Consider the following 23,296-nt stretch of genomic DNA (forward strand, 5'->3'; position numbering starts at 1 on the left):
CCGGTTCCGCATTCTGAACGTGATCGACGACTTCAGCCGCGAATGTTTGGCTGCCGTGGTCGACACATCGCTCTCAGGCGACCGTGTGGGTCGTGAACTGGACCGCATTGCTGAAATGCGCGGCTACCCCTGCATGGTGGTCAGCGATAACGGCACAGAACTAACTTCGAATGCGATCCTCAAGTGGCAGGAAGACCGTAAGGTTGACTGGCACTACATCGCACCGGGGAAACCCATGCAAAACGGGTTTGTGGAAAGCTTCAACGGGAGGATGCGGGATGAATGTCTGAACGAGCACCTGTTCAACAGTCTACGTCATGCCAGCCAGTTGATCGCGGCATGGCGCATCGACTTCAACCATAACCGCCCACACACAAGCCTCGCTGGCCTGACGCCAGCAGAATATGCTAACCGGTCAGAAGAGGACCAAAACCTGAACAGAGCTAACCTAAATTAGCGGACACTCAGGGGAGCAGGTCAAGCGGAAAGCAAAGCGCGGTATGCTTTAGTCGTTGGGATTGAAACGCCCGACATCGACATCGATCTGTTCACGCCTGTATCGATCCAAGCCGCCGCCCTGGTGGCAGCGGGCGTCAGCATTGAGGTCTAGTCCCCGCTGGCTAAGCGATGCGGACACCTTCCATACCGCCCGCCGTTGCCTGTCGCTGCCCGCTGATGCGTGCTGGTGCGGTTTTTCTGGTGCGGTGTTGATGTGGCGTTGATGTAAACCGCACAAGCGAAAGCCCGACTGATTAGGTCGGGCTTTAAGCGTTTGATATTGCGTTGTTTTATGGTTGCGGGAGCTCGATTTCAGAAATACTTACCTTTGTATATTACGTCAAAACCAGATCACTTTCACCAAATCAATGCTTAGCGATTGCCAGCCATCAAAGCTTTTACCGTCAAAGAGGGCGGAGAGCGGACCTTCGCCGCGGTGGCGAAGGCACCATGGGCGCTTCGCGGAAGCGGACATTCAGGCGAGAGCCAAGGCCAGAACCCGCTCGATCGACACCAGGGGCGGAGTCCGGAAGTTCGCTGCGGTCGCGAGGGCATCACGAGCCAACTGCGAGAGCGGACATTCACCCGCAGGCGAGGTCGGAACCTCAAAAGTGGAGGAAGGAATAGAAAGTAAGAAATCGCGGTGACTGCAAAGGGTTGACATTAGCCTGAGTTGTTTGTCCGCTCCGCTAAGTGATGGCCGGTCTACAGGACCAGGAAAGCCGTCTGTCCGAAATGGATTTTGAGTAAGCGGCGGCCGCGGCCCATTGATTTTTCAGTTGCGTTTGGTCGATCGCGTGAAGCTGAGGTCTGTTGGTAGCTCGTCAGGGACTACGAGACGAGGTCCCTATGCGCCGTTGGGCTGCTGCACGTAGGCCCAGGGCATCAGGATGTCGATGTCGCGGTCAAGGTGGCCGTTGGCCAATTTCGTGAACAGGTCGCGCAGATAGGCATAGGGTTCGACGCCGTTCATCTTGCAGGTGGCGATCAGGCTGGCAAAGCGCGCCCAGTTTCGTCCGCCCTCGTCGTGCCCCGCAAAAAGTGCGTTGCGACGGTTCATGGCCGGGCTGCGGATGGCGTTCTCGACGAGGTTGGAGTCGATATCGACGTGACCATCGTCCAGGAACAGGCGGAAGCCGTCCTGACGCTTCAGCATATAGGCCATGGCCTTGCCGAGATCGGACTTGCGCGAGACCCGCCCGGCCTGCGCCTGCAGCCAGGCGAAGAATTCATCGACCAATGGACGAGACAGTTCCTGACGGACGGCCCGGCGCTGATCAGGATCCGAGCCACGGATTTGGTCTTCAATCTTGTAGAGCGCGGCGATGCGCAACAGCGCCTCATCCACGATGGGCGATCCCTTCCTGGGCTTGGCTTTGATCAGTTTGCGCCGCCCATGCGCCCAGCAGAACGCCAAGCGCAAGGGATCGCCGCCCGTGCGTTTTGGCGTGGCCAGATGAGTATAAGCACCATAGGCATCAACTTGGATCGTGCCGTTGAAGCCGTGCAGTATTTCGGCGGCATATTCGCCTTTACGCCCGGGCCGATAGTGGAACACCACACCCGGTGGTGCGGTGCCACCCCATCCCCTGTCGTCTCGCAGCGCCGCCCAGAGGTAGCCCGTTTTGGTCTTGCCGCGACCCGGGTCCAGCACCGGGGCGGTGGTTTCGTCGACATAGAGCCGGGAATTTCCGACATCAGGCGCTTGCCCATGTGATCGACCACGGGCGCAATCAGCGCGCCGGTCCGACCCATCCAGTCAGCAAGAACCGAGCGGTCGATCGGCACGCCGTGACGGGCCATGACCATGGCCTGCCGGTTCAGCGGCATGTGCTCGGAATGCTTGGACACGGCAATCTGGGCCAGCAGCGCCTCGGTGGGCCAGCTGCCCTCCAGAAGATGCGCCGGGGCTTTGGCCTGCACCACACCCGCGCGCCCCTTGGGGCAGGCGTATTTAGGGCGGATCGTGACGATCACCTGATAGCGCGCCGGGATGTAATCCAGCCGGTCGACCCGATCCTCGCCGATCTTGACCATATCGCCACAGCCGCAAGGGCAAGCAATGCTGTCTGGCTCGATGACACGCTCGACGCGCGGCAGGTGTTCCGGCAAGGCGCGCGCCTTGCGCTTCTTGCGCGGCGCCTTCTTCTCGGGATCGGTCTCGCTGGCCGCGATCTTCTCCTCGACCGCGGCAATCTGTTCCTGGGTCTCGGCGATGGCGGCTTCCAGATCCTCCAGCGCCAGCTCGAGCTGCGCGGGGTCCAGCTTTTCCGATTTCGGTCCGAACTTCGCATGCCGGTATTGCCCGACCTGGCCTTCCAGCTTCTCGATCAGTGCCTTCAACTCGGTGATGAAGGCGTCCTTCTCGGCCACCACCGCCTGCTCATGCTGGCGCGCCGCACGCTCGACCGCCAGCTCGAACCGCGCGGCCTCGAACGCCTTCACAACCTCGGGCGGGAGGTCCGGAAACTGGCTGAGATCGAAGGGCTGTGACATGCGGATTCATAGCCGTTCCGGGCAGGAAAGGCCAATAAAACAACACCAAAACAGGTAAGTAAATCATCCTGCTGCAATGGGTGGGGCGACCCGTTGCGCAACGATCCGGCGCCAATCCAGACCTTCGAACAAAGCCTCGTGCTGGGCTCGCGATAGCCGCATTGTCCCGTCCTGAACTTTGGGCCAGGCAAAGCTGCCTTGTTCCAGGACTTTGTAGACCATCACGAGACCTGTTCCATCCCAGACCAAAATCTTCAGCCTGTCGCCACGTTTAGAGCGGAACACGATCGTCACCCCGGAATGCGGATCCAGCTTCAGCTCAGTCTGCACGATCAGCGCCAGCGCACGATGCCCGCAGCGGAAGTCCACCGGGCGCGTCGCGATCAGGATCGGCTGGCGCTGCCCCGCGACGATCACGGCGCACCCCGCAGCGCCTGCACCAGCGCAACCGCACGTTCCACCGCCACATCATCGGGAATGCGCAGTATCACATCGGACCCGATCTCGATCATCAACACCCCGGCGTCACCGGTCGCAGCCGCCTTCGAAGGAGATGAAACCGACTGACCCGCAGGCTCGGGCAGGATGGACAGCGGCACGAAGGCAGGCTCCGTCGCCTCCGCCTTCGGCAATCCATGAAGCGCGTCCATCAAGTGACCTGGCAGGGCCAGCCGACCTTGCCGTGCATGGCGACGCCAATCCGAAAGATGGTGCGGAAGAATGTCATAGCGCGCGGCTACATCCACCACCCGGATACCGGGCTGCAGGCTTTCGGCAACGATCCGCGCTTTCACATCATCCGGCCAATGCCGCTTGCCGCGCCGCCGAGGTTCAACAACCTCACACCGCCCCATGAACCCATCACCACCATCCGCCATGTGATACCTCCATCTGCTGACGCAGACCTTCTCGCAGGCGCGGCACGCGTCAGGAACACATCAAATCAATGGGCCGGAACCGCCGCATACGATTTTGACGGTCTTGGCGCGATAGTGGCGAAAGGTAAATGAGGCAGGATTTTAAGACCATGACCTACGACGGGAATCAGCTCAATATTGAACTCCTTTCTAAAGAATACGCGGAAGGCACAAAGCGAACAGTCTTCTTCGTGGGGGCAGGCGGCAGTGCGGAAGTCGGAATGCCGACGTGGGCTGCTCTTCGGGATGATTTGCTAAAAACAATTTCCGATGAGGTTGACTCAAGAATTGCGGATGAGGAAACGCTTGAAAGCTTTCGTGATCTTGAAGAACTTGCACAAGATAACAGTAAGTTTTGGAATTTCTTTTCTTTGGTTAGTAAGTTCTGGCCGGTTACTTATGCTGATTTTATGACTCGAAACTTTGATGATCGCGTTCCTAAAGTTGCAACTCCAAAGATTTATCAACGAATTTGGAAGATGTCGCGCTCTCGTCAGGTTTTTACTCTAAACGTAGACTCCTTGATCTCCAGAGCGTTTCGAGAGATACACGCGGATCCCAAGAATCATCAACTTCTTGAGTATGACGGGTTCAATGTTATGGATTCACTTTCATTCTTGGCTCGGGACAGTTTTTGCATCATAAACCTACATGGGACTTACCATCAGAAATCCAGATGGATCATGGATGGAGACCAACGATCCCGCCTAAACAGCGGTGAATACGGTGCGAAGTATGCCGCTTATCTGACGCGGCTTTTCTCCGAGTACAATGTAGTTTTTGTCGGGCTAAATCCAGCAGACATTGCCCTATCGCCGTTTTTATCTAAGGCAGTGGAGCTTGGTTTAGTCGGTCGACATTTTTGGATATGCCCCAACCCAGCACCTGATACGTCCCGCTGGGCGCAATCCAACGGAGTGAGGGTTGTCAGCTACTCGCCAGATAAGAACGAGGAGGGATCCGTCGTTCATTCACATGATATATGCAGTATTCTTGACCAGGTTGAAGCATATATTTCCAAAGACAAAAGAGTCTCATTGCCTCCCACATGTGCTTACGTCGACCCGACGGATTTAGGCGAACCATTGGATTTGGTTGCAAATCTATCAAGAGACAGAGCTAAGTTCACAGAAATGCTGTCTGGTGCAGTGACGTCCATCGGAGAGACGAATGGATACTCATCGAAAGAGATGGACACTTTCCTGAAAAGGTACAGTGTCCCGCTCCAAATGGCGTCTATGGTTGACGATCGGACAAGTGGATTTGATCGCGTTAGTCAATACAAGCTGATAAGTAATATCCAGTCAAGCGGCAGCTCATCCGTTTGGACTGCGCAAGATAATTCCGCAAGCAGCGACGACTACTGCGCGCTGAAGATCATGAGTAGCTCCGGGTTGAGCAATTTGACTGAACGACAGAGCTTCAGGCGCGGTGTTGAATCTCTATTTCTCTTAACGCAGGCTGGCGCGTCCGTTGCACCGAAGTATTTGAGTCACTCTGAGATTCCACTTAGCCTCGCTATGGAGCACGTTCCCGGTGGGACACTTAGGGAGTTTCGAGAGGCCAATACGAATGTCGCGGCCACGAACATGTTAGATCTATTTCTTAAAATCTGCTCGGCCGTATTGGCATGCCATCAATCAGCAGGACATGTACTCCACCGAGATGTGAAGCCAGGAAACATTTTGTTGGAAGGATGGTATCCCGGATACGAACTAAATGATGCGTTGCAGTCACGGACCAGATTGATAAATTTCGATCTTTCGTGGCACCGTTTCACATCCGGGAACACAAAGGCAATTAGCGCTGATGATATTGGATACTACGCTCCGGAGCAAAGATATTCCGCAAATTCCCTTCCTCCAAGAACAGCAGCTACTGACGTATACATGCTCGGAATGGTGCTGTACTTTTTAATTTCAGGAGAGAACCCGCCAGATGGCGGATCGCGAATTCAAGGATGGCATGGCCAAATTTCGCAGAAAGTTAAAACGAACATAAAGGATACTCTTGTTTCCAATAGGATGAGCAGGATGATCCAAGAGATGACGGAAGTTGACCCGGATCAAAGAGTTGACTTGAGTAGTGTGTGTGGCGAGCTTGAGGCAATCATAGCATGGATATCCGGGAAGGTTGACTCGATCGATGATGACTTGTTTGTTGAGAATTTGGCCGCAGCGTCTCAGCGAGATTATGTTTGGGAGCGGGCTGGTCTGTTCGCGATGGTTCAGACCCGGCAAAGCACACATTTTGAGGTTCGCTACCAGCATCGGGGGCGAAAAGCTGTATTCACATTTTATCGCCGAAAATCCGATTCGGATAATCGGGCGAATTTTGGCGATCGGATGAAGCAAAGGATCAGCGCAAGCGTGGATACCCTAAAGAATGGGGGGTGGGTTGCGCGAGCAGACGGGAACAAGGGGGTTCAAGCGGAAATTAAGGTTTCCCAGCTGCGCGATCAAAGCAACTTCGGCACAAATATATGGCCGCAGTTGTCCACGCAACTCTTGTCGGCGTTTGATTGAGGGTGTCTGCTCCGATTGCCTTCTGATGCTCATAAATGGTGAATCGGAGTTTTTCAAGACAATCTGACTCGCTCATCAGCTTGCGAGGCGCTTCCGTTTGGATTGGATCGCATAAGTAAAGTGTTGCGTCTCGAATGCCCTGCTACTTTGGCAGCAAGCTGAATGCAGTATCCCGATCTTTTTTAACAGGAGCAATTTACCCGTGAAGGATACGGGTTGCTGCCTGAACGGCCGCTTCGGTGTAACGCAACGCAGCATGGCCATCTGCCTTGAACGGCAGGTCCGGGCCGGTCGGTTCGCCCGACTCTGAGGGCAAAGCGGGCTTTCTCTGCGGCGACCATGAACGTCCCGAAGGCGCTGCCCGCGAACCTTCGTCGAAAGCCGCGCCAATGGCGGCTGGATAGCCCCTTTACAGCATGTCATGCACTTTTCTGCAGCTTGGCTTTGCCGTCGCAGCCTGGGAAGCGGACACAGCTAAGAAATGCTCCATAGCGGCCGCGCCGTTCTACAAGCCATCCTGCGTCGCAACTCGGACAAGTCGGCTGGGTCTCGCCGCAATCACCACAAACCCGATCTCCACTGACCCGAGAACGGACCGGGAGGCCGACACCACAGGCCGGACACGCGGGCATGCGACTGCCGCACACACGATCATAGATCTCGATATCCGGGATCGGCCGCAGCGTGACGTAGGGCTCCAGCCTCTAAAATGGGATACCGATGAGAAACCGCAGTAAGGAAAATGCTCCAATTGGGTTAACAGTTTCGCCAAAAAGTGTTTCGCCGACAGCTAATTCAAGCGCGACATTCTCGATACCGGCGTCGATTACCACGCCAGTTCCAAGCTCAGCGGCAATCTCTGATGTCACGGCAAAAACAACTTCCGGATCTTCTGCCATGGCTGCGGTTACATAACTCACCGAATCCGTCGCTTTCAGCTGTATCTCGGAGACACCGTCAAGACCGCCGAACACCATGATGTCTGTGACCGGGTGGTTCGTTGCATCAAACATGGCTGCCTCAATACCTTGAACTGCAAGAGCTTCAACATATTCTTGCTCGAACAGGATGCCTTTTATGTTGCTCATGTGGCCAACTGTCGAAGCCGGATCAACAGAAGCGAAATAGTCAATGATCTCGTCGTTCGATGCTGTTTCGAGGGAGTTATACCCTCGCCGCACCGCTTCGAATACATCGAGATCTACGATATTCAAGAAACGGCCCCATACCTTTGCAGAACTTTTGTGATGTCGCTAGGACTGGAAATCGAATATCGTGAAAGATCGAGCGGGGATTTGTCATTTGAATCTCTAAGACTCGGGTCGGCACCGTTTTCAAGAAGAAACTCAACAACAGCCGTATGTCTTCGCTCCGACGCCTGCATCAACGCACTGCGTTTCTTAGCAGCCAGCTGATCCACCGATGCATCTGCCTCTAGCAACGCTTTGCACAATTCCACCCGGCCACGATCCGCAGCTGCATGAATCGGTGCCCATTTTGGTCCTTTTACATTCACCGATGCACCACGTTCGATGAGGCGCATTGCGCATTCATCTTGGGCGACCATTATTGCGTTTAGAAGCGCTGGATTTCCTTCCTTGTCACGGATGTTGATGTCTGCGCCGGCATCAAGCATCAGATCTAGAATATCATCGTCACCCCTTCCGATCACCGAGATCAACAATGGCTGCGCGTCAGCAGTACCGACATTGACGTTCACGCCATCCGCGATCAGGAATCGAACAATATCAAGCGACCCGTGGTCGTAAGCCGACAACAAGGCTGCTTCTTTAAATTTCCGGCCGAAGCTTGCACCGTTCTCCGTTAAAAAGTCCACAATCGCAGTATGTTGTTTGAAAAACGCGCCAGTCACGGCGTTCCACCCGTCGTCTGAACAAATGTGAAGGTCTGCGCCCCTTTCGACCAGGTATTCTACGATATGCTTATAGCCCTTGATCGAAGCCCAAATTAGTGGTGTCCAACCCCGATGATCTCGCGCGGAGATTTCAGCACCATGTTGGAGCATTAGATCAGCAAGTTCGAAATGTTCGTTCTCAAGTGCAAGAACGAGTGCGCCCTTGCGGCAATCTGCACCAAGGTTCGGGTTCGCTCCCAAAGTGACAAGTCGGGTTGCAATACCCAGATATCCTAACTCGACAGCGACAGTGAGAGAAATTCCTGTTTGCGCATTAAGATCGAACTCCGGATTGGCGGCTATCTTCGAGGCCTCGTTCGCAAATCCCTTCTTCAAGGCTTCTATAAATTGATCGGCCAGGCTCTCGCCGCCGTCGCTGTGTTTACCGTCTTTCATAGTCGCTAGATCCTCCGCAAATTGTCGTTTCAAATATTTTGAAGTTTCTATAAGTGGCTGTTTTGGGTGCCACTGGAGCTGTTCTAATATTTTCAGTTTTCAGGCAACAAATCTGTTGCTAAACAGGAGTTCAATTGGTGCGAGTTTGGCAGGCAATGTTTCTCCATGACATGTTAGCCCTAAATAGGTAGCCGCCCTAGTGGTCCCAACGTAAAGGTATTTATCAAACAATTCAGGAAGTTGCTTGGCCAAGTCGTCAACGCCAACAAAAAACACGGCTTCAAACTCCAAGCCTTTGATGTGTTGAACATCGAAAACTCGGATATCGTTATTTTGCCCCGCGAATTGGCCCTCATGGCACGGAACGACATTCATGTTATGTATTTCAACTCGTTCACGCAGCATCTCGGCAAGAGGACCTACTTCTCGTTCGTTGTTGACCAGAATAGCAACAGAGGGAAGCGGTGCAGTAAGGCTTTCGATTTCCACCAGGCGTTCTGTCAGCCAATCTGCGATGGCAGACCGGTCACTTAGATTCGTGGCAAGCACTGGCTCAATACCGTCGCTATTGACGTCCTTTGGCAGGGTAACTTCCACCATTTGGCCGGAACACAGGCGCACGATTTCTGTCGCCAAGTGGCTGAGCTGCCGACTGTGGCGATAGGTAACCTCGATAGGTCGGACGTCAATACCGGGGACAGCCCAGTTTATATCATCATTCGACCGACTACCCCATTCCGTAATGCGTTGATTGAAATCGCCGCAAGCGAAGAATGACTGGATTGCCGGGTTCGAGAGCGCGGCCATGCTACGCAACTGCAGCGGCGAGAAATCCGTCGCTTCATCAACCATAATCTGATTGCGGACAAGCTCAAGATATTGCCGGACTGGCTGAAGAGAGGCGTCATCTTGAAGCCGCGCCGCCGTGGGCTGCGCTACTACCTCTGCCAAAACGCTGAGTGCGCTCGCAAGCATCAGATCCACTTCCAAAGGATGTGCATCCGTCGCAGATGCTGCGCCGACATCATACCAATGAGACTCGGCCAATCGTGTCCGACGGAAGCGCCTATATCTCGTGGGCAACCCATTAATGTAGCGTCGTATAGGACTGACAAATCTCCGCAAAGCAGTTTGAAGTTGGAGGCTGCCACCTAGCTCTCTCAGTTCGCCTCGTTCCATTGTTCGATCGCCAATCCAAGCAGCGATTTTTCCAGTGCGCCCACCTTTTGGCACCTGCCGCCCGGACGAGGCAGCGAGTGCCTGGCTCCGCATATTCGCGGTAAATGCTACCAGTGCTTTTGCGACCGGTGTCGGTGCAGTCGCGAGTTCCTCATCCTCATCTCCGTCTCCATCCTCAGAATCCTCCTCAGGAGCAATCGTGTCGAGGAACCGCGCAAAATCTTTAAGGAGCTCGCGATCATGATTTAGACGTAAAGTGATGTGTCGACGAATTCGATCATCGGTTTCCGACCGCAAAGTTGCCAGAGGCACTTGCACGTCGTTGGAAAAGCGGACCAGCTCAAGAAGAGCGCTAGCTGTGGTCGATCGGCGTAGCTTTTTTAATACTTTATCAGCGTCAACACCAAATCGCGAAATCTCTTTGCGCTCAGACTTTTTTAAAGTTTCAGCAGCGGTGTTTAAGCCGGACCAGAAATCTTCAACCTGCCATTCATCAAAATCCTCAAACCAAATAGCTTGCCCAGTAATTGTGTCAGAAAGTAATATTTGGGCAGCACGTTGTTGGACGAAGGCACCGCCTCCTCCGCTCGATTTCAGAATTCGGAAATGGTTGCGTGCAAGCTCCAGACGATATCGCTCCCAAGTAGATATCCTTTGGTCCGGGGCCGCTATACCCTCGCGGGCAAAGGCCTCTTTCAGATACTGCTTCAACAGTTCTGTCGGAGTAAACATCATCCAACTGTCCCTATGCGGGAGCATGGTTTCAGCTTCCGTGCCTGACACGATGCGTCTCTCATCGTCTTCGAGGTAGACTACATCCAACTTCTGACCGAGTCGGCGAATAAGTGTTGTGGTCTTACCAGTTCCTGGCGGGCCGATAATCAATAGTTGCGTCTGTAGAGGCAGACGAAAGATTTCGTCTTGGTAGCGGTCTAGGATAGGCTGATCCCGCAGGCCCATTTTTGTGATGACGGTGCGCTTTATACCTTCGATGATTTGATCGGCGTGCTGAGCTTCTGAAAGGATATGGTTAAGAATGTCCTCATCGATCAGGGTGCCGGTGCCAGCATTATCCAAAAGTTGACGCATCGATGGAATCGTGATCGTGCCATAGGAGTCTGTCGACAATACTGAGTCACGCGAATCCCAAGTTTCGTGCTCAAAAAACGGATAAAGAATCCCTTTTTCCTGCACCGTTACGGAAAGTTCGCCGTTTGGAAGGCGCAATTCAAAGTCATCGCCGACAGCAAGAGACGCCAAGCGACCAGCGGGGGAATTGCGACCAGCAAGACGGTAATTCGAGCTGCCAAAGCTTTCGGCTGTATTTCTGCAGATGTAATAGGTAACCGTTTCACCATCATCAAGTTGAACAACGACTCTTGCGATTGCAGGTTCTCGAGCGAATGAGATCAGGCTACGCATGCGCTCATCGTCGATGTTGTCGAGTGATCTTAATGCTCCACCCGAAGTGAATGTATTGATGCTTGCGAAAGCCTCCGCGCCCGATGATCGGTTTTCTTCAAGTCGCGTTCGAGCGGCTGCTGCCAATTCGGTCAATGTGCTTAGAGTATCGCTTGATATCCGAACTACATCATCTTTCTGGCTGGCATCGATCATTTATTTCTCTCTTTTCATTAAACTCTCAACGCCAAACGGTAAAATAGAGAAACCTGCAGCATTGACCAAATCTATTTACGTCATTTCAAAAGTATTGTTGGCGGGGTCTGTCACTTTCAGCAAGGCCGAATAGCGAGACAGGTTTCCATAAACACTAAGAACTGACATACGTCACATAAAACCCCTTGATCATCCTGTGGTCCTGCATCCTTTCGCCCAAAGAGAAGCCGTTTGTTTTGCGCGGGGTCGGTTGGAAGATGTCCAACCCGCGGTCAAGCACCATCTTCCAGCCAGTATCCGTGCTGATGTCACGAGCATGCATGGATCCCGTGCCATCAAAGGCCCAGGTAAAATCAACCCCGGTATCGGTGCAGGCTTCGGCAACCCCGTCGAGACATTCACGCTGTTCCTGAATGTTACCATCGTCCGGTGCAGTCATCAGATGCACTGCGACCTGATCTTCAGGTGCCTTGCGGCGGATTAGCATTTCGATGAACTCCATCACGTTCCGCGCTTGGTGGAATTTTCGGATATAGGGATCAGTGATCGTGATCCGGCGGGCGCCATCGGTCCATGGGCCAAATATCTTGTCGAAACTAATTCCTTTGCGGTTTTCATTAAAAACGACGTGTCCAGGCTTGGGTGAGACGGCTTTGGGCTGTGCGTCGGGTGCCGTTACCGTATCGCCTCCTAGGCCTGTTTCTGCTTGCTCTGTCGGCGCATCGGGGTCCTCGGGCAAGATGACCTCGGCCTCATCACCCGTTGGCCTTCGATGATAATATTGGGGATACTCTTCTTCCTCCAAGGTAGTAACTTTCCGCTTGGCACCATCCGCCCCAACATAATGAAAGTCTGCTTTTTCAAAGGTATTATCGATACGAAGTAACTGATCTTTCACCCGCTTGCGGCTTTCGATGGCCAAGCGAAGAAGCTCCTCGACCTCAGCTTCCGTTTCTCCGCCGTTGGGAAAAATCAGCTTCAAAAGCCCGGACATGGTCTTGTCGATCGCGGCACGGTCGCGGATATGGGTCTGGACCGGCACGGTAAAAAAGAGATTGGGCCTGTTTGAAAAGTCCTCGGCCCGCAAATGGCGTAGGATCTCGGCCAGGTAATCGACGATGAAACCATAGCCTGACGTGAACATTTGTCCCCGGATAATGTCGACTTCCCATCCTGGCAAATAAGCATGCAGGCGGTCGATGAAGGCGCTGTCGTGGAACTGGGGCGGCAAAGCTTCGAACAGGTCGCTGTTCTTGAGCATCCAAGGCACGTTGTGATCGGTATTGCCTACGAAGGCGAAACTGGCCTCGGCACCCATCGGGTTGACCCCGCGCGAAAATTGCTTGTTCGCCATATAGTTCTTCATGATGTCGACCAGCGCCTTGTTGGCAGTCTTCTCGCGTCCGGCAAACTCGTCAAAAGCCACAACATCCCAATATCCAACGAGACCGATCCGTCCATTCGAGTTGTTGACAAACAGCTTCGGCACCGTGATTTCCCCGCCCGAGATCAGCTGACCATGAGGTGAGAATTCCGAATAGATGTGCGACTTACCCGTCCCCTTGGGGCCCAGCTCGATGATGTTGTAGTTGCGCTCGACGAAGGGGATCAGGCGCATCAACTGCAACAGCTTGGAGCGGCGGCCAAAGGCTTCCGGATCGAAGCCGATGCTCTGCATCAGAAGATCGATCCATTCTTCGGTGGTGAATTGATCACGGGTCTGACGGTAAGCGTCATAGTCAACACGCGCAATCTGGATCGGCTTCAACGTATCAATGATCCATGGTGAGATCCGGTTATCCTCGGAAAACTCGTATTGCACATCCGCAATGCACCAGACGCCCGTGACCAGTAGCTTAGGATGCGCCTTGACTGTCGCGCTGTCGATTGCGACCCGCTTGATCCCAAGGCTTTCGAAAACCGCCTCATAGGCGTCAGTCTTTTCATTCAAAGCCACGCTGACCTGATCGATAACCTTGTAACGCCCTTTTTCCTTGATTGTAGACTGAACCAGCCCGGCCTCTGAACGGTGAACGTAATGCTTTCGCAGGATATCCTTCACCGTCTCGATACCGGTGGCGATAGACGCCTCATCATCGGTCGCACAATACTGGCCGAGGAGATACTCCAACACATATGTGGGCACGATGGCGTTGCCCTTGACGGCTTTCACCAGATCCTTGCGGACCACATAGCCTGCGAAATGTTCGTTGATTTTGTCATCTAATGTGGTCATCAGGGCCTCAAAAATCCAGTTCAGCGCCACTCGCGCGCTTTAATTGCAAGGGTTGGCTGGCGTGGTCATCATAGTGGCTGGTCTTGCCGATACGCGCACGCAATTTCAAAAATACCGTCTGGTTGTTATAGGTCTCGGCCTCGCGGGTGAGCAGGAAGCTGCGCGGCATTTCCCGCTCGCGGGAATTATCCGATGTGAAATCGAAGTCGAGGTCGACCTCATCGGAAATTGCGGTTCCATCTGCACTGTAAATTCCTGCCCGCAACGTGCGCGCTTGCAACTTTTCGGTGACGGGTTTGTCTTGCCAGAAGGTAATCTGGATTTGCCCAGTAGTGATCTGCGCCTTTTGCGGCGGGATGATCTGAACCGAGACCTGTGCGACATCTTCTTTGCGTTGCTTACCGACCCGCAGCACCGGAATGACGATCTCTTGCAGGCTCGCACCACCATGCACAAATCGGCTTCCCGATCCTTTAACCCGCAGGCGGTTGATCGAATTCGGGATTAGAATTTCCTGATCTCCGTCCAAGCCCAATTGTGTGGCGGTGAAGGCTTTCATACCCGAGCTTGCGCCAAGGCCACGCCCGATAACGAACCGCCGGTTGCGAGAGGTAATGCTCTCTCCAACAGGCTCGGCCAAAGAAAAATCGCTTTCGTCTAACGCGCGGTGTTGCCAGAGGAAACCGTGGTCGGCAGTAATCAGGATATTCGAGAAGTTGGCCGAGGTCAGCTTGCGCACCAGTTTCACGAGGTATTCAACGGTCGCCAGGGCCGCTGCAGGCACATTTTCTTCGGTGGTGATTTTATCGCCAACAGCGTCGATTTGGTTGTGATAGAGGTAAACGATTTCATGATCGCGGAACATGTCCTTGGCGTCGGTGCCGGCCATGTTCATCAACTCATCTGCCTTCATGGCCCTCGCCCGGTCACCGGCACGCCCTGTGCCTAGCACCTTTTCGCGCGCAGCGGCACCTTGGGTGCTTTCACCGTCAGCCAGCACGAGGTCGCTGTCTTCCTTGAATGCCAGCGATTTATGCGGCAACAGCGCAGCCATCCCCAACTGGGTATAGCTGGGTAACGACGAAATCATCGGCTTCAGATCTGCATCGAACCGGTTCTGTTTGCGGATTTCGCGCAACGTTTCTTCCGCCACCTCATAGCGTAGGGCGTCCGAAATGATGACGACAACCTTTTGATCTTTGCGCCGGTATTCGGCGGCCTGCTCCATGTAGAAACCAGCTTGGCGTGGGAAACCCGGGATATTCCAGTCCGTCAGCCGGTTCACCTGATCCTGCCACGCATCGTTCAGCGCCAGAACGAAATTCGTGGTGTAACGGTTCTCGACGGCCTCATAGAGCGCCGCCAACAATCCAGCCTGACCGCTTTTCTGCATATGGTAGATGAAATTTCGGTAAAGCTGGTCGATGCGGAACCAACTGGCGGCATAACGTTTTACTCCGTCCGACACGCTGGTCATCGTCAGGGTCGCCTCGGCCAGCGCCTGTTGAAACTCTGTGGCGAAACCGATGGCCTGATAGATGTCGGCGTAGCGATCATACCAGTGGCTTTGTTTGCGTGCGCGGACCCATTTCAGGACGTCACCCGCCGGAACCGTCTGTTTTGCCATTGCGTCCACGATCGACACGATGATCTGGCGGTCGATGGCCTCGAAGTGGTCGTGCGGCATCAGGGCGCGGAAATCGCGGGTGGTCAGGTCATCGGGGATGCTCAGCACATCCTGATATTCAGCCGACAGCACCTCGAAGGCCTCGCCGGACCGCCGTGCATTGGTCCAGCGTTTGAACATCAGGGCGGCGTGGGCGGTCAGACGCGCGGGGTCGCCCATGGCGCGGGTCCATGCGCTGTGAAACAGGGCGATGGCGAAATCTTGGAAGTCAGGCTCGGGGGCGGTGTAACCATAGTGTGCAGCGACTTCCTTCCAGAAAAATCTGTTCAGGCTCGCGCGTTCTAACAGGCGCAGGGTGTCGTCACGCCCTTCAGACAGCTCGCCCAGCATCGCCTCGATTACCGTGTCCAGATCGCCATCAGCCCCTGCGCAGACGGCCAGCATTTTGCGGCGGATGTCGTTTTCGCTTTGCGACGGGCGCTCGCCCTCCATCTCGCGCAGGGCGGCCAGACGTTTGGCGGAGCGGTAGAAATCGGGGTGATCGCGCACCGCCGCCTCATATTTCGCGGGGATGCCCAGCTCGGCGACCCAGATCGCGGCCTGATCGGCGCGAAAGACGGCGGTGGCCAGTTGCAGATCCAGCAGCCAATTGTCGGCCATGCTGGGCTCCGGCCCGTCATGGAACACCAGAAACCGCGTTTTCGGTTCCTGCCGCAGCATCCGGTATTTCAACCCGAACTGGTTATTCGCAATCTCGACCTTCACCACATCGCCCAGATCCAGCGCCTCAAACGCCTCGCGCATCTCGCGCAGCGTGTCATACCAGAACACGATGCGGTGGCCTTGGTCGTCGAACAGCCGCAGCAGGCCCGCGGTGATGCGGTCAGTCATTGGCAGCTTCCAAGCCCGCGATCTTTTTCACGGCGCCGGTGATTTTGGGATAGTTCGTCTTGACCCCGTCATCCAGATCAATGTCGATCTTGGCCTGTGCCAGCGGGAACATGACATCGCGTTCCCAGTTGGTCAGCTCTTCGATCTGCTTCATCACCACGCCGACATCCTTCATCGCCTTGGTGCGCTGGCCTTGGGTGGCGGTGGGGTCGTCGGCCAGCTTTTCCAGCGTGGCGCGTTCGGTTTCCAGCTTGGTGATGAACTCGCGCAGGTATTCGTTCAGGATCACCGACACCGTGTCAGGGCGGTAGCGGTGCATGTAGATCATCGCGCTGAACGTGCCTTTGGGGCTGGCGAACATCCAGTAGATCGGGCGCTTCTTGTAGCGCTTCACGTGGTCGGCGTAGAAATCCTTGGTGAAATACTTGCGGATGTCCTTGCCAAGCGCGTCCTCGATATACCGCAGGTTCTCGCGGAAATGCGCCTCGCCGAAGGTCACGCGCAGGAACAGGCGGAATCGGTCGGTGATGTCGTCGGGGAACCAGTCGGCGTCGAGCACGGGGATCACGTTGTCTTCGTCCGGCATGAATTGCGGCTCGGGGATACGGGCGAGGTAGTCGGCCAGCGTTTCGCCCTGATTGGCGAGGATCAGGCCGGGGGCGTCGAGGCTGTAGCGGCCGAACATGCAGCCCACGGCGTAGCTGAGGAACTCGGCCATGGTGTCGGCGCGCAGACGGGTCTCGTTGGCAGCGGCGTCGTTCTTGATGCCATAGCGATAGGCGGGGTTGCAGGTGAGGGTGATCTCGTTCAGCGGCACTTCGGGGGTCAGCTCGTCTTGCAGACCATAGGCGTCGATGAAGATGCGGTTGTTCTCTTCCTCCAGCCGCTGCATCTCGTCCGTCATGGACTGCCAGTGGTCGCGGAGAGTGGCGTAGCTGTCCTCCAGCGTCTCGCCGCGATGATCGGTCGAGAGCAGCGGAAGCGTGGTGAAATCCCAAGAGGTTTCGTAGGCGTCCCAGTCGGATTTGGATATCCCAACGATAGTGGCAGTGGTCGCTGACCTGCCACTGACCAGTGGCAGGTTAGAAACCTCTTGGGGCTGCAAGTTCATTGTCGGACTGAAAATTTGGATGAGATAGCCAGAGACTTTTGAATTTAGGAAGCCAAGTGACTCAAGTCGAACGTTTTCTGTATCTCCAGAGGACTTCGGAAATAGGCCCGCGCCAGCGGAATCGAAGGTGAAGCCTTCGGGATAGTATCGAAAGCTGGCGTAGGATGAATTGATCTTGGACCAGCCTATATGTGGGCGATAGTAGAATTCCTTACCATCATGCCGAAATCCAGCAAGCTTTTCCATTTCTCGTATCGAGGTCGGGTTATAGTTTAGGACGTAGAAGGTATTTCCATACCACTTCCTGAATTCGCCTCCCTTGTTGTGTGGTTGAAATTTTTCTTTGCTCCCATTTTTAATTGAAATATCGCCAATCTTAGCCTCAAACCAAAATTTTATAAACTCTTCATTTTTTCCAGTTGAGATACCAGCCTTGGCGTTGAAAATTGAGCTCGCGCGGCCATACTGTTTATAGGCTTGGCTAAGCCTATCTCCAACCCAGTATGCCAAAGGGTTTCCTGGAATGCTCTTTATGCTTGAGGCTGAAGATTTGTATCGCCATGAGCAATCTGGGTCTCTGATTGCCTCAAGTGTTTTCTTCGGCTGGTTCTCGACGCCCCTAAAACTTGAAAGTCTTATAAAGTCACCTAAAGCATACAAGCTCTTAGTGTTTTCCAGGGTGAATGCACATATAGGAACCGTCGCGCCATCAAAGCCAGAATATTCAAGCTGAACGAGGCTTCGAATGACCGTATTGTCAAGTAAAAATAGGCGAAACTTTTGGTAGGAGCTGATAAACATCCATACGAAGGGTGTCATAAATCCTAAGCTTGCAAAGGGCTTCGATAGTGAGAGCGATCGCACGATAAATGCCGAAAAAAGATCACCTTTAGAGTTTGGGAATTTACCCTTGAGTAATTCGTTGAGTGCGCCATTGGCATTGTTTGCAGACATATACGGCGGGTTGGCCACCACAACATGATACTTCGGCGACAGCGCCTCGGCCATGCGCAGCACGGCGACGACCCGCTCCTGCACCTCCTTCAGCAGCAGGTCGCCGCCGAAATCCCGCGCCTCGACCACCCGCAGCGTCTCGGCCGGATCGCGCAGTTTCGGGACAATCAGCGAGCCGAAGTTCTTGGCCTGCTCGAACTGCGCACACGTCTCGCGCAGCTCATCGGTGAACAGATCCTTGCCCACCACGGCGGCCACATCCTGCATCTCGGCCTCGGTAAAGGCCACGTTCTGCAACACGCAGATGTCGGGTTTCGCCTCCATCCGCAAAAACCGCCGCCGCCCCAGCTTGGCCGCCGCCTTCATCGCCAGCGCAAAAGCCGCCAGCGCGCCCGCGCGGTCGTCAATCTCCACCCCCGTTAGGTTGTGCGTCAGGATCAGCGCGGGGATCTCTGTCGCGTCATATCCCTCTTCCTCGTAGATGGCGTAGAGCAGGTCAAAGGCATAAGTCAGCATGTGCCCCGACCCGGCGGCGGGATCGCAGATGCGGATCTCTTCGGGGCGGGTGATGCGCAGGAAATCCGTCTCGGGCTCTTCCGGCGCGATGTAGTAGTCCATCCGCTCGGCCAGACGGCTTTGGGGCCGGTTCAGCAGCCAGAGCCGCCCCAGCGAGTTCTCCACCAGGTAGCGGACGATCCAGTGCGGGGTGAAGAGCTGCGTCGCGGCGGGGATGTTCTCGGCCGTGATCTTCTGGTTCTTCTTGAGGCCCGCGAAGACCTGATCCTTCTTCTCCGAGATGTAGAACTGGTAGAGCCAGCCGATGATCTCGACGTCCTGACAGGCGTCTTCGGTCATGACCTTGCGCAGTTCGGCGAGGATGGAGGTCTGCGACAGCAGATCCTCGGGCATCAGCAGTTCGGTGTAGTCGTCCAGCGCCTCGAACAACCACGGCATCACCTTGTGCCAGTCGTGGCAGGCGTGGATCAGCAGCAGGCGGTACGCCTCGGCCTGCGGATCATGGGCTTGCCGCGTGCCTTGCAGTAGTTCGGTGATTTGGGGTGTTGCCCCGTCAGGCAGGTTGCCCGCCATCGCCTCGGACAGGATTTCAGGCCGCGTGGCCCCGTCAGCGGGGGAGGTAACGCGCGGATTGGTCAACCCGCTGGCATCCATGAACCGCAGCGCAGTGAAGCGGTTGAACCAGATATAGGCGACCTGTTCGATGATCTGGACCTTGCTGGTGCCAGCGATGGCCGCTTCCAGCTTTTTGATCGCGGCAGGGTGTTCACGCCGCGCGGGGGCGGCAGCATCCAGCACCAGATCCAGCTTGGCCGAGACCTGATCAATCAGCAAGTTGCGTGCGCCTTGGGCGAACTTTTTGAGCGCGTTGGTATCCATCAGACAAGCACCTTCTTGCCCGCGCTGATTTCAGCCAGCAGGGTCTTTTTCATTTGATCAAGATAGCGATCCACGTCACCGGCATCCTCAAGATAGGATTTATCGAAACTGACGGGGATAGACTGCGCCTTGATATAGGTCACCGGTGGGGGCGAAGGCCGGACCGGCGCAGGCGACGCGGCTTCATCCATTTCCCCGCCACTCGCGGGGGCGGGCATCGGATACGGCTGTGCTGGCTCGGCATATGCAGCAACCTGATTCAGCGTATCCGCCAAAAGATTATTCCGCACACCGGTGCCCCGATCGCGCAACACCGCGATATGCGACTGGCTTTCAAGCCGTGCTTTATGCGCCTCAAGGCTTTGGCGGATTGTGTCTTGCTGGTCGGACGTCAAAGACTGGAATTCCGAGGTCCGGGTGACCTTTTGCGCAACAACATCGATTGCCGCGATGACATTGCTGCGTTCCGACAAGACGGCCTGTTCAATCCCCTCTTTCAACGCATAAAAATCAGCCTTGAGGTCTTGGATGGCCGTGCCCTTGTAACAGTTCGGATCAGTAAGCGCCGCGCGGAGTTTGTCTGCCGCCTGTGGATCGGCATAAGGCAGGTTCACCTCCTGCGCCGCGATAAAGCCGCGCACATCGTCATAGATCACGCGCTGCTGACCGCCCATAAAACTGCGAATCTTGTCGAGGATGTCTTGTTTGGCATCCAGCAAGGCGTCTTCCTGATCCAGCGGCCCGGTGATGAACCAAGTCGTCGATTGATCACGCATCGCCTTGATTTGCTGACGCAATGGCTCCAATGCCGCCATGAAGGGATATTGGGCGGATTGACGCGTGAGCGCATCGAGTTCTTCAGTCAGCTTGCGCACGGCTTGGGTCCATTCGGCGCCAAGTGTGCGGGCATCTGATCCTGAAGATGGAATGTCGAATAATTCCTGAAAAATCTCACGCGATTTGCGGATTTGCGGGGCGGTGAATTCAATCTGCGGCGACAGCAGGATATTGCCAGCCGCATGGCTGTTTCGCAGAGCTTGCAGCAGCGCCTCTCCCTCAACGGGAGAGCTGTCAATGCGGGCCTCGATCTTACCGCGGGCGACAAGGCTGGCCGTCAGGCACAACACGGCAACGGTTGGCCAGCCGTAAGGTTTGGCGCCGAACTTTTCGGTCAGGGCTTTTACCGACACTTTCACACCAATACGCATCTGGGCTTGAGCGTGGTTGAACACCTCCTGCTCAGCCTCGGTCAGACCGTCACCTTCACCGCCGAACAACCCGCCATCAACGCGGCCTGCCTTGGCAAGATCTGCTTCGGTATAGGTCACGCCGCGCAGCATCGGCAGGTTAGTGTAAACTTTGTCGACCAAAATCTGAAACGCTTTGACCATCCGTTCCTGCGGGTCATCACCGCCGATTTCCAACTCGCTGCCACGCACGAACAAGCGTGCCTGCCCCATGAGTGTTCGCAAACGCGACTCCAGCTCCTTACCACGGCGGCTGTTTTGCTCACCTTTCTCGGCAATTATCCGGTCGCGACCTGGCTGCTCTGACCCACTACGCGCCTGTTTCACGAATTTGATTGTCCGGATCCACAGGTAAAAGTCGCCAGTGAGCCGTGCGTCTCGGGTCAGAACAACCGAAAGTTCATCGCGGGTCATACTGTTCATCCGCACCGTTTCCGGCGTATCCGCCTCGTCGCTGAAGGGCGAGATGATATTGATGGCCAATTCATATTCTCGGTTCAGGTTGTGACCATCCAGCTTGCGGGTGAAGGGATAATCAAACCCGGTTCCGCCATGCCGGATCTTGGAATGGCGCAGGACCGTTGCAAAAGCCAACTCATCCAAATGTTTCTCAATCTCGGATGGATCGACTGGTATGTTCTTGATTTCAGCCTCGACGTCCTTCTCTTCGTTAGTGAGGAATTCATAGACTTCGCCATTGCGCTGAACCAGCGTTTGGCGCTCCAGAAGCGAAAGAGCGGCCTCGATCTTGCGGCGCTGTTCAGTCTGGTCGGTATCAAACCGCGACAATAGCAGTATCGAGATGTTCCGGACGGTCGGTTTGAATTCCTTGACATATTTCACAAGGAACAAGGATTTCAGCACCCGGACGGCAAACTCATCGCCAAGATTGCGTTCTGCCATCTGGATGGATTGCTGGGCCGTGGATTTTAGCGCGGTGCGTATACCCTCAAACATCAGATCAAAGGTTGCCAGCCCGCCGACGGGGGCGTCGGCCAGCTTTTTCGCGACCTCCTGAAACACGCCCAGCATCGAACGCTCGCCGACAGAGCTATGTTTGCCCTCGAATGCGTTGTGCTGCGAAAGCCCCATAATCGAGCGCTGAAACAGATCATATTGGTAATTCGGAAAGGGGTAGCTATAGACAAACTGCTCCTTGCTGGAAAAATTCTTGAAGCGGTATGAGCCATCGCCGAAATCAAACAAGGTGCGCAGATTATTCTCTTCACGGTCATGCAAGTTGCCCAGCGTGATCTGGCCCGCATCTGTTTTGGCCAACAGGCGCTTTTGGATAACCTCGGCCACATCTTGAGAATTCAGCGGCATTCGATGCGCAAACCGCGCTTGGATTTTGGAAAAATCGTTCTCTTGCTGCGCCGTCATATCCCCGATGACCGATCCCATGTCCTGCTGCGCAGTCACGATAATCCAGGCTTGGCCCTTGCATTTAGTATTCAGGCTTTCCGCGATGGTTTGCATGTTCGTCATCAGTTTGACGTTGTCGGCGATATACTGGCCCACCTCATCAACAAAGAAATTCAAACGGAATTTCGGCCCCTGCGTATCAATCCAGTCTTTGACCTTCGTCGCAAAGTCTTCGATCGAGATTTTCGTATCCTTGCGATACTGCCCAAGAATATCCTGCGCCGCGTCACCAGTCGCCTCGGCAAAAGCCGCAGATATGTGCTTGCCTTCCATCAAGGCCTGTTCGCGGCCCCGCTCCCATACTTTGCCAGCGGAGGTCTCGAAGGCTGTCTTAAACGCATCAAATTTTCCACGGCTATCAAGATCACGTTCAAATTGCGCAATATGCGGCAGCTTTCCGTAATACCCGCACATGTCATCAAAAACCTTCTGGAATACCGACAAAAGTGCATCGACATCCGTCTTTGAAATAACGTCAGCCTTTTGATCGATATTGAACAAAATGGATTTTGAAGGAATTGCCACCGCTTTACGCAGCGCGCCGGAAAGCATCGGATTGTCCCCAAGTTTGCCTTCAAAGATATCGAACGGACTTTTCCCCTCCACTGGCTCATTCTCAAGCAGAAGCGCGAGCATCTTTAACAGGTGGGATTTACCAGACCCAAAAAAACCGGAAATCCAGACGCCATTAGCTGTCTCATAGTTGTTGTAGGCCTCAAGGAATTGCTCAAGCCGGGCGCCGATTTCATTGGTAATGACGTATTCATCCAACTCTGTCAGCAGGCTGGCCATGTCGTCAGCCTTGATAACCCCATCAATCGAGCGATCAACCGGCTTGGCAAAAATTTCACGTAATTGAGTGGCCAT

At 54.7% G+C, this 23,296-nt stretch carries 12 protein-coding genes and 1 pseudogene; 2 read left to right on the forward strand and 11 right to left on the reverse strand.

What is annotated here, in order from left to right; all coding sequences use genetic code 11:
* Positions 1 to 457 (forward strand): integrase core domain-containing protein (locus tag DQ230_RS14335; protein WP_162497451.1); only part of this gene is annotated, 457 nt, incomplete at its 5' end.
* 888 nt (positions 458 to 1,345) lie between these two features.
* Here DQ230_RS14335 and tnpC read toward each other — a convergent pair.
* The 3 genes and pseudogenes from tnpC to tnpA form a co-directional block, all read right to left on the reverse strand.
* Positions 1,346 to 2,994: pseudogene (gene tnpC / locus DQ230_RS14340) on the reverse strand (IS66 family transposase).
* Between the two features lie 63 nt (positions 2,995 to 3,057).
* Positions 3,058 to 3,411, reverse strand: a complete 354-nt coding sequence (tnpB, locus tag DQ230_RS14345) for an IS66 family insertion sequence element accessory protein TnpB (protein WP_108693780.1) — start codon at positions 3,409 to 3,411, stop codon at positions 3,058 to 3,060.
* On the reverse strand, positions 3,408 to 3,872 hold the full coding sequence (gene tnpA, locus DQ230_RS17530) for an IS66-like element accessory protein TnpA (protein ID WP_113913301.1): 465 nt from the start codon (positions 3,870 to 3,872) through the stop codon (positions 3,408 to 3,410). The genes tnpB and tnpA overlap by 4 nt, the downstream gene beginning before the upstream one ends.
* Before the next feature lie 149 nt (positions 3,873 to 4,021).
* Between tnpA and DQ230_RS14355 the strand changes: the two genes are divergently transcribed.
* Positions 4,022 to 6,436, forward strand: a complete 2,415-nt coding sequence (locus DQ230_RS14355; RefSeq protein ID WP_162497452.1) for a protein kinase domain-containing protein — start codon at positions 4,022 to 4,024, stop codon at positions 6,434 to 6,436.
* Positions 6,437 to 6,855: 419 nt separating this feature from the next.
* Here the strand turns inward: DQ230_RS14355 and DQ230_RS14360 are convergent, their stop codons facing one another.
* From DQ230_RS14360 to brxC, 8 genes are all read right to left on the reverse strand, one after another.
* Complete coding sequence (locus DQ230_RS14360) at positions 6,856 to 7,068, reverse strand: topoisomerase DNA-binding C4 zinc finger domain-containing protein (RefSeq protein ID WP_238987545.1); 213 nt, start codon at positions 7,066 to 7,068, stop codon at positions 6,856 to 6,858.
* A gap of 72 nt (positions 7,069 to 7,140) precedes the next feature.
* Positions 7,141 to 7,650 (reverse strand): hypothetical protein, encoded by a 510-nt coding sequence (locus tag DQ230_RS14365; protein ID WP_203228081.1) that lies wholly within the window; start codon positions 7,648 to 7,650, stop codon positions 7,141 to 7,143.
* The gene (locus tag DQ230_RS14370) at positions 7,647 to 8,747 is read right to left on the reverse strand and encodes an ankyrin repeat domain-containing protein (protein ID WP_113913303.1); all 1,101 of its coding nucleotides are present in this window, start codon (positions 8,745 to 8,747) and stop codon (positions 7,647 to 7,649) included. The genes DQ230_RS14365 and DQ230_RS14370 overlap by 4 nt, the downstream gene beginning before the upstream one ends.
* Positions 8,748 to 8,846: 99 nt before the next feature.
* Entirely contained in the window at positions 8,847 to 11,543 is a 2,697-nt protein-coding gene (locus DQ230_RS14375; RefSeq protein WP_113913304.1) for an ATP-binding domain-containing protein, read from the reverse strand.
* Positions 11,544 to 11,697: 154 nt separating this feature from the next.
* Complete coding sequence (gene brxL / locus DQ230_RS14380) at positions 11,698 to 13,809, reverse strand: BREX system Lon protease-like protein BrxL (RefSeq protein ID WP_238987546.1); 2,112 nt, start codon at positions 13,807 to 13,809, stop codon at positions 11,698 to 11,700.
* Complete coding sequence (gene pglZ / locus DQ230_RS14385; RefSeq protein ID WP_113913305.1) at positions 13,787 to 16,297, reverse strand: BREX-1 system phosphatase PglZ type A; 2,511 nt, start codon at positions 16,295 to 16,297, stop codon at positions 13,787 to 13,789. The genes brxL and pglZ overlap by 23 nt, the downstream gene beginning before the upstream one ends.
* Entirely contained in the window at positions 16,290 to 19,757 is a 3,468-nt protein-coding gene (gene pglX / locus DQ230_RS14390; protein ID WP_113913306.1) for a BREX-1 system adenine-specific DNA-methyltransferase PglX, read from the reverse strand. The genes pglZ and pglX overlap by 8 nt, the downstream gene beginning before the upstream one ends.
* Positions 19,757 to 23,296, reverse strand: coding sequence for a BREX system P-loop protein BrxC (gene brxC / locus DQ230_RS14395; RefSeq protein WP_113913307.1), 3,540 nt, complete (start codon positions 23,294 to 23,296; stop codon positions 19,757 to 19,759). The genes pglX and brxC overlap by 1 nt, the downstream gene beginning before the upstream one ends.

Origin of the sequence: Roseovarius dicentrarchi (assembly GCF_003316635.1) — a bacterium.
GTDB lineage: Bacteria > Pseudomonadota > Alphaproteobacteria > Rhodobacterales > Rhodobacteraceae > Roseovarius > Roseovarius dicentrarchi.

Bases quoted from the DNA above. Each gene is read 5' to 3' on its own strand.
- DQ230_RS14375 (WP_113913304.1), bottom strand. From the start codon at position 11,543: ATGATCGATGCCAGCCAGAAAGATGATGTAGTTCGGATATCAAGCGAT.
- DQ230_RS14355 (WP_162497452.1), top strand. From the start codon at position 4,022: ATGACCTACGACGGGAATCAGCTCAATATTGAACTCCTTTCTAAAGAA.
- pglZ (WP_113913305.1), bottom strand. From the start codon at position 16,297: ATGACTGACCGCATCACCGCGGGCCTGCTGCGGCTGTTCGACGACCAA.
- brxC (WP_113913307.1), bottom strand. From the start codon at position 23,296: ATGGCCACTCAATTACGTGAAATTTTTGCCAAGCCGGTTGATCGCTCG.
- tnpA (WP_113913301.1), bottom strand. From the start codon at position 3,872: ATGGCGGATGGTGGTGATGGGTTCATGGGGCGGTGTGAGGTTGTTGAA.
- DQ230_RS14370 (WP_113913303.1), bottom strand. From the start codon at position 8,747: ATGAAAGACGGTAAACACAGCGACGGCGGCGAGAGCCTGGCCGATCAA.
- pglX (WP_113913306.1), bottom strand. From the start codon at position 19,757: ATGGATACCAACGCGCTCAAAAAGTTCGCCCAAGGCGCACGCAACTTG.
- DQ230_RS14360 (WP_238987545.1), bottom strand. From the start codon at position 7,068: ATGCCCGCGTGTCCGGCCTGTGGTGTCGGCCTCCCGGTCCGTTCTCGG.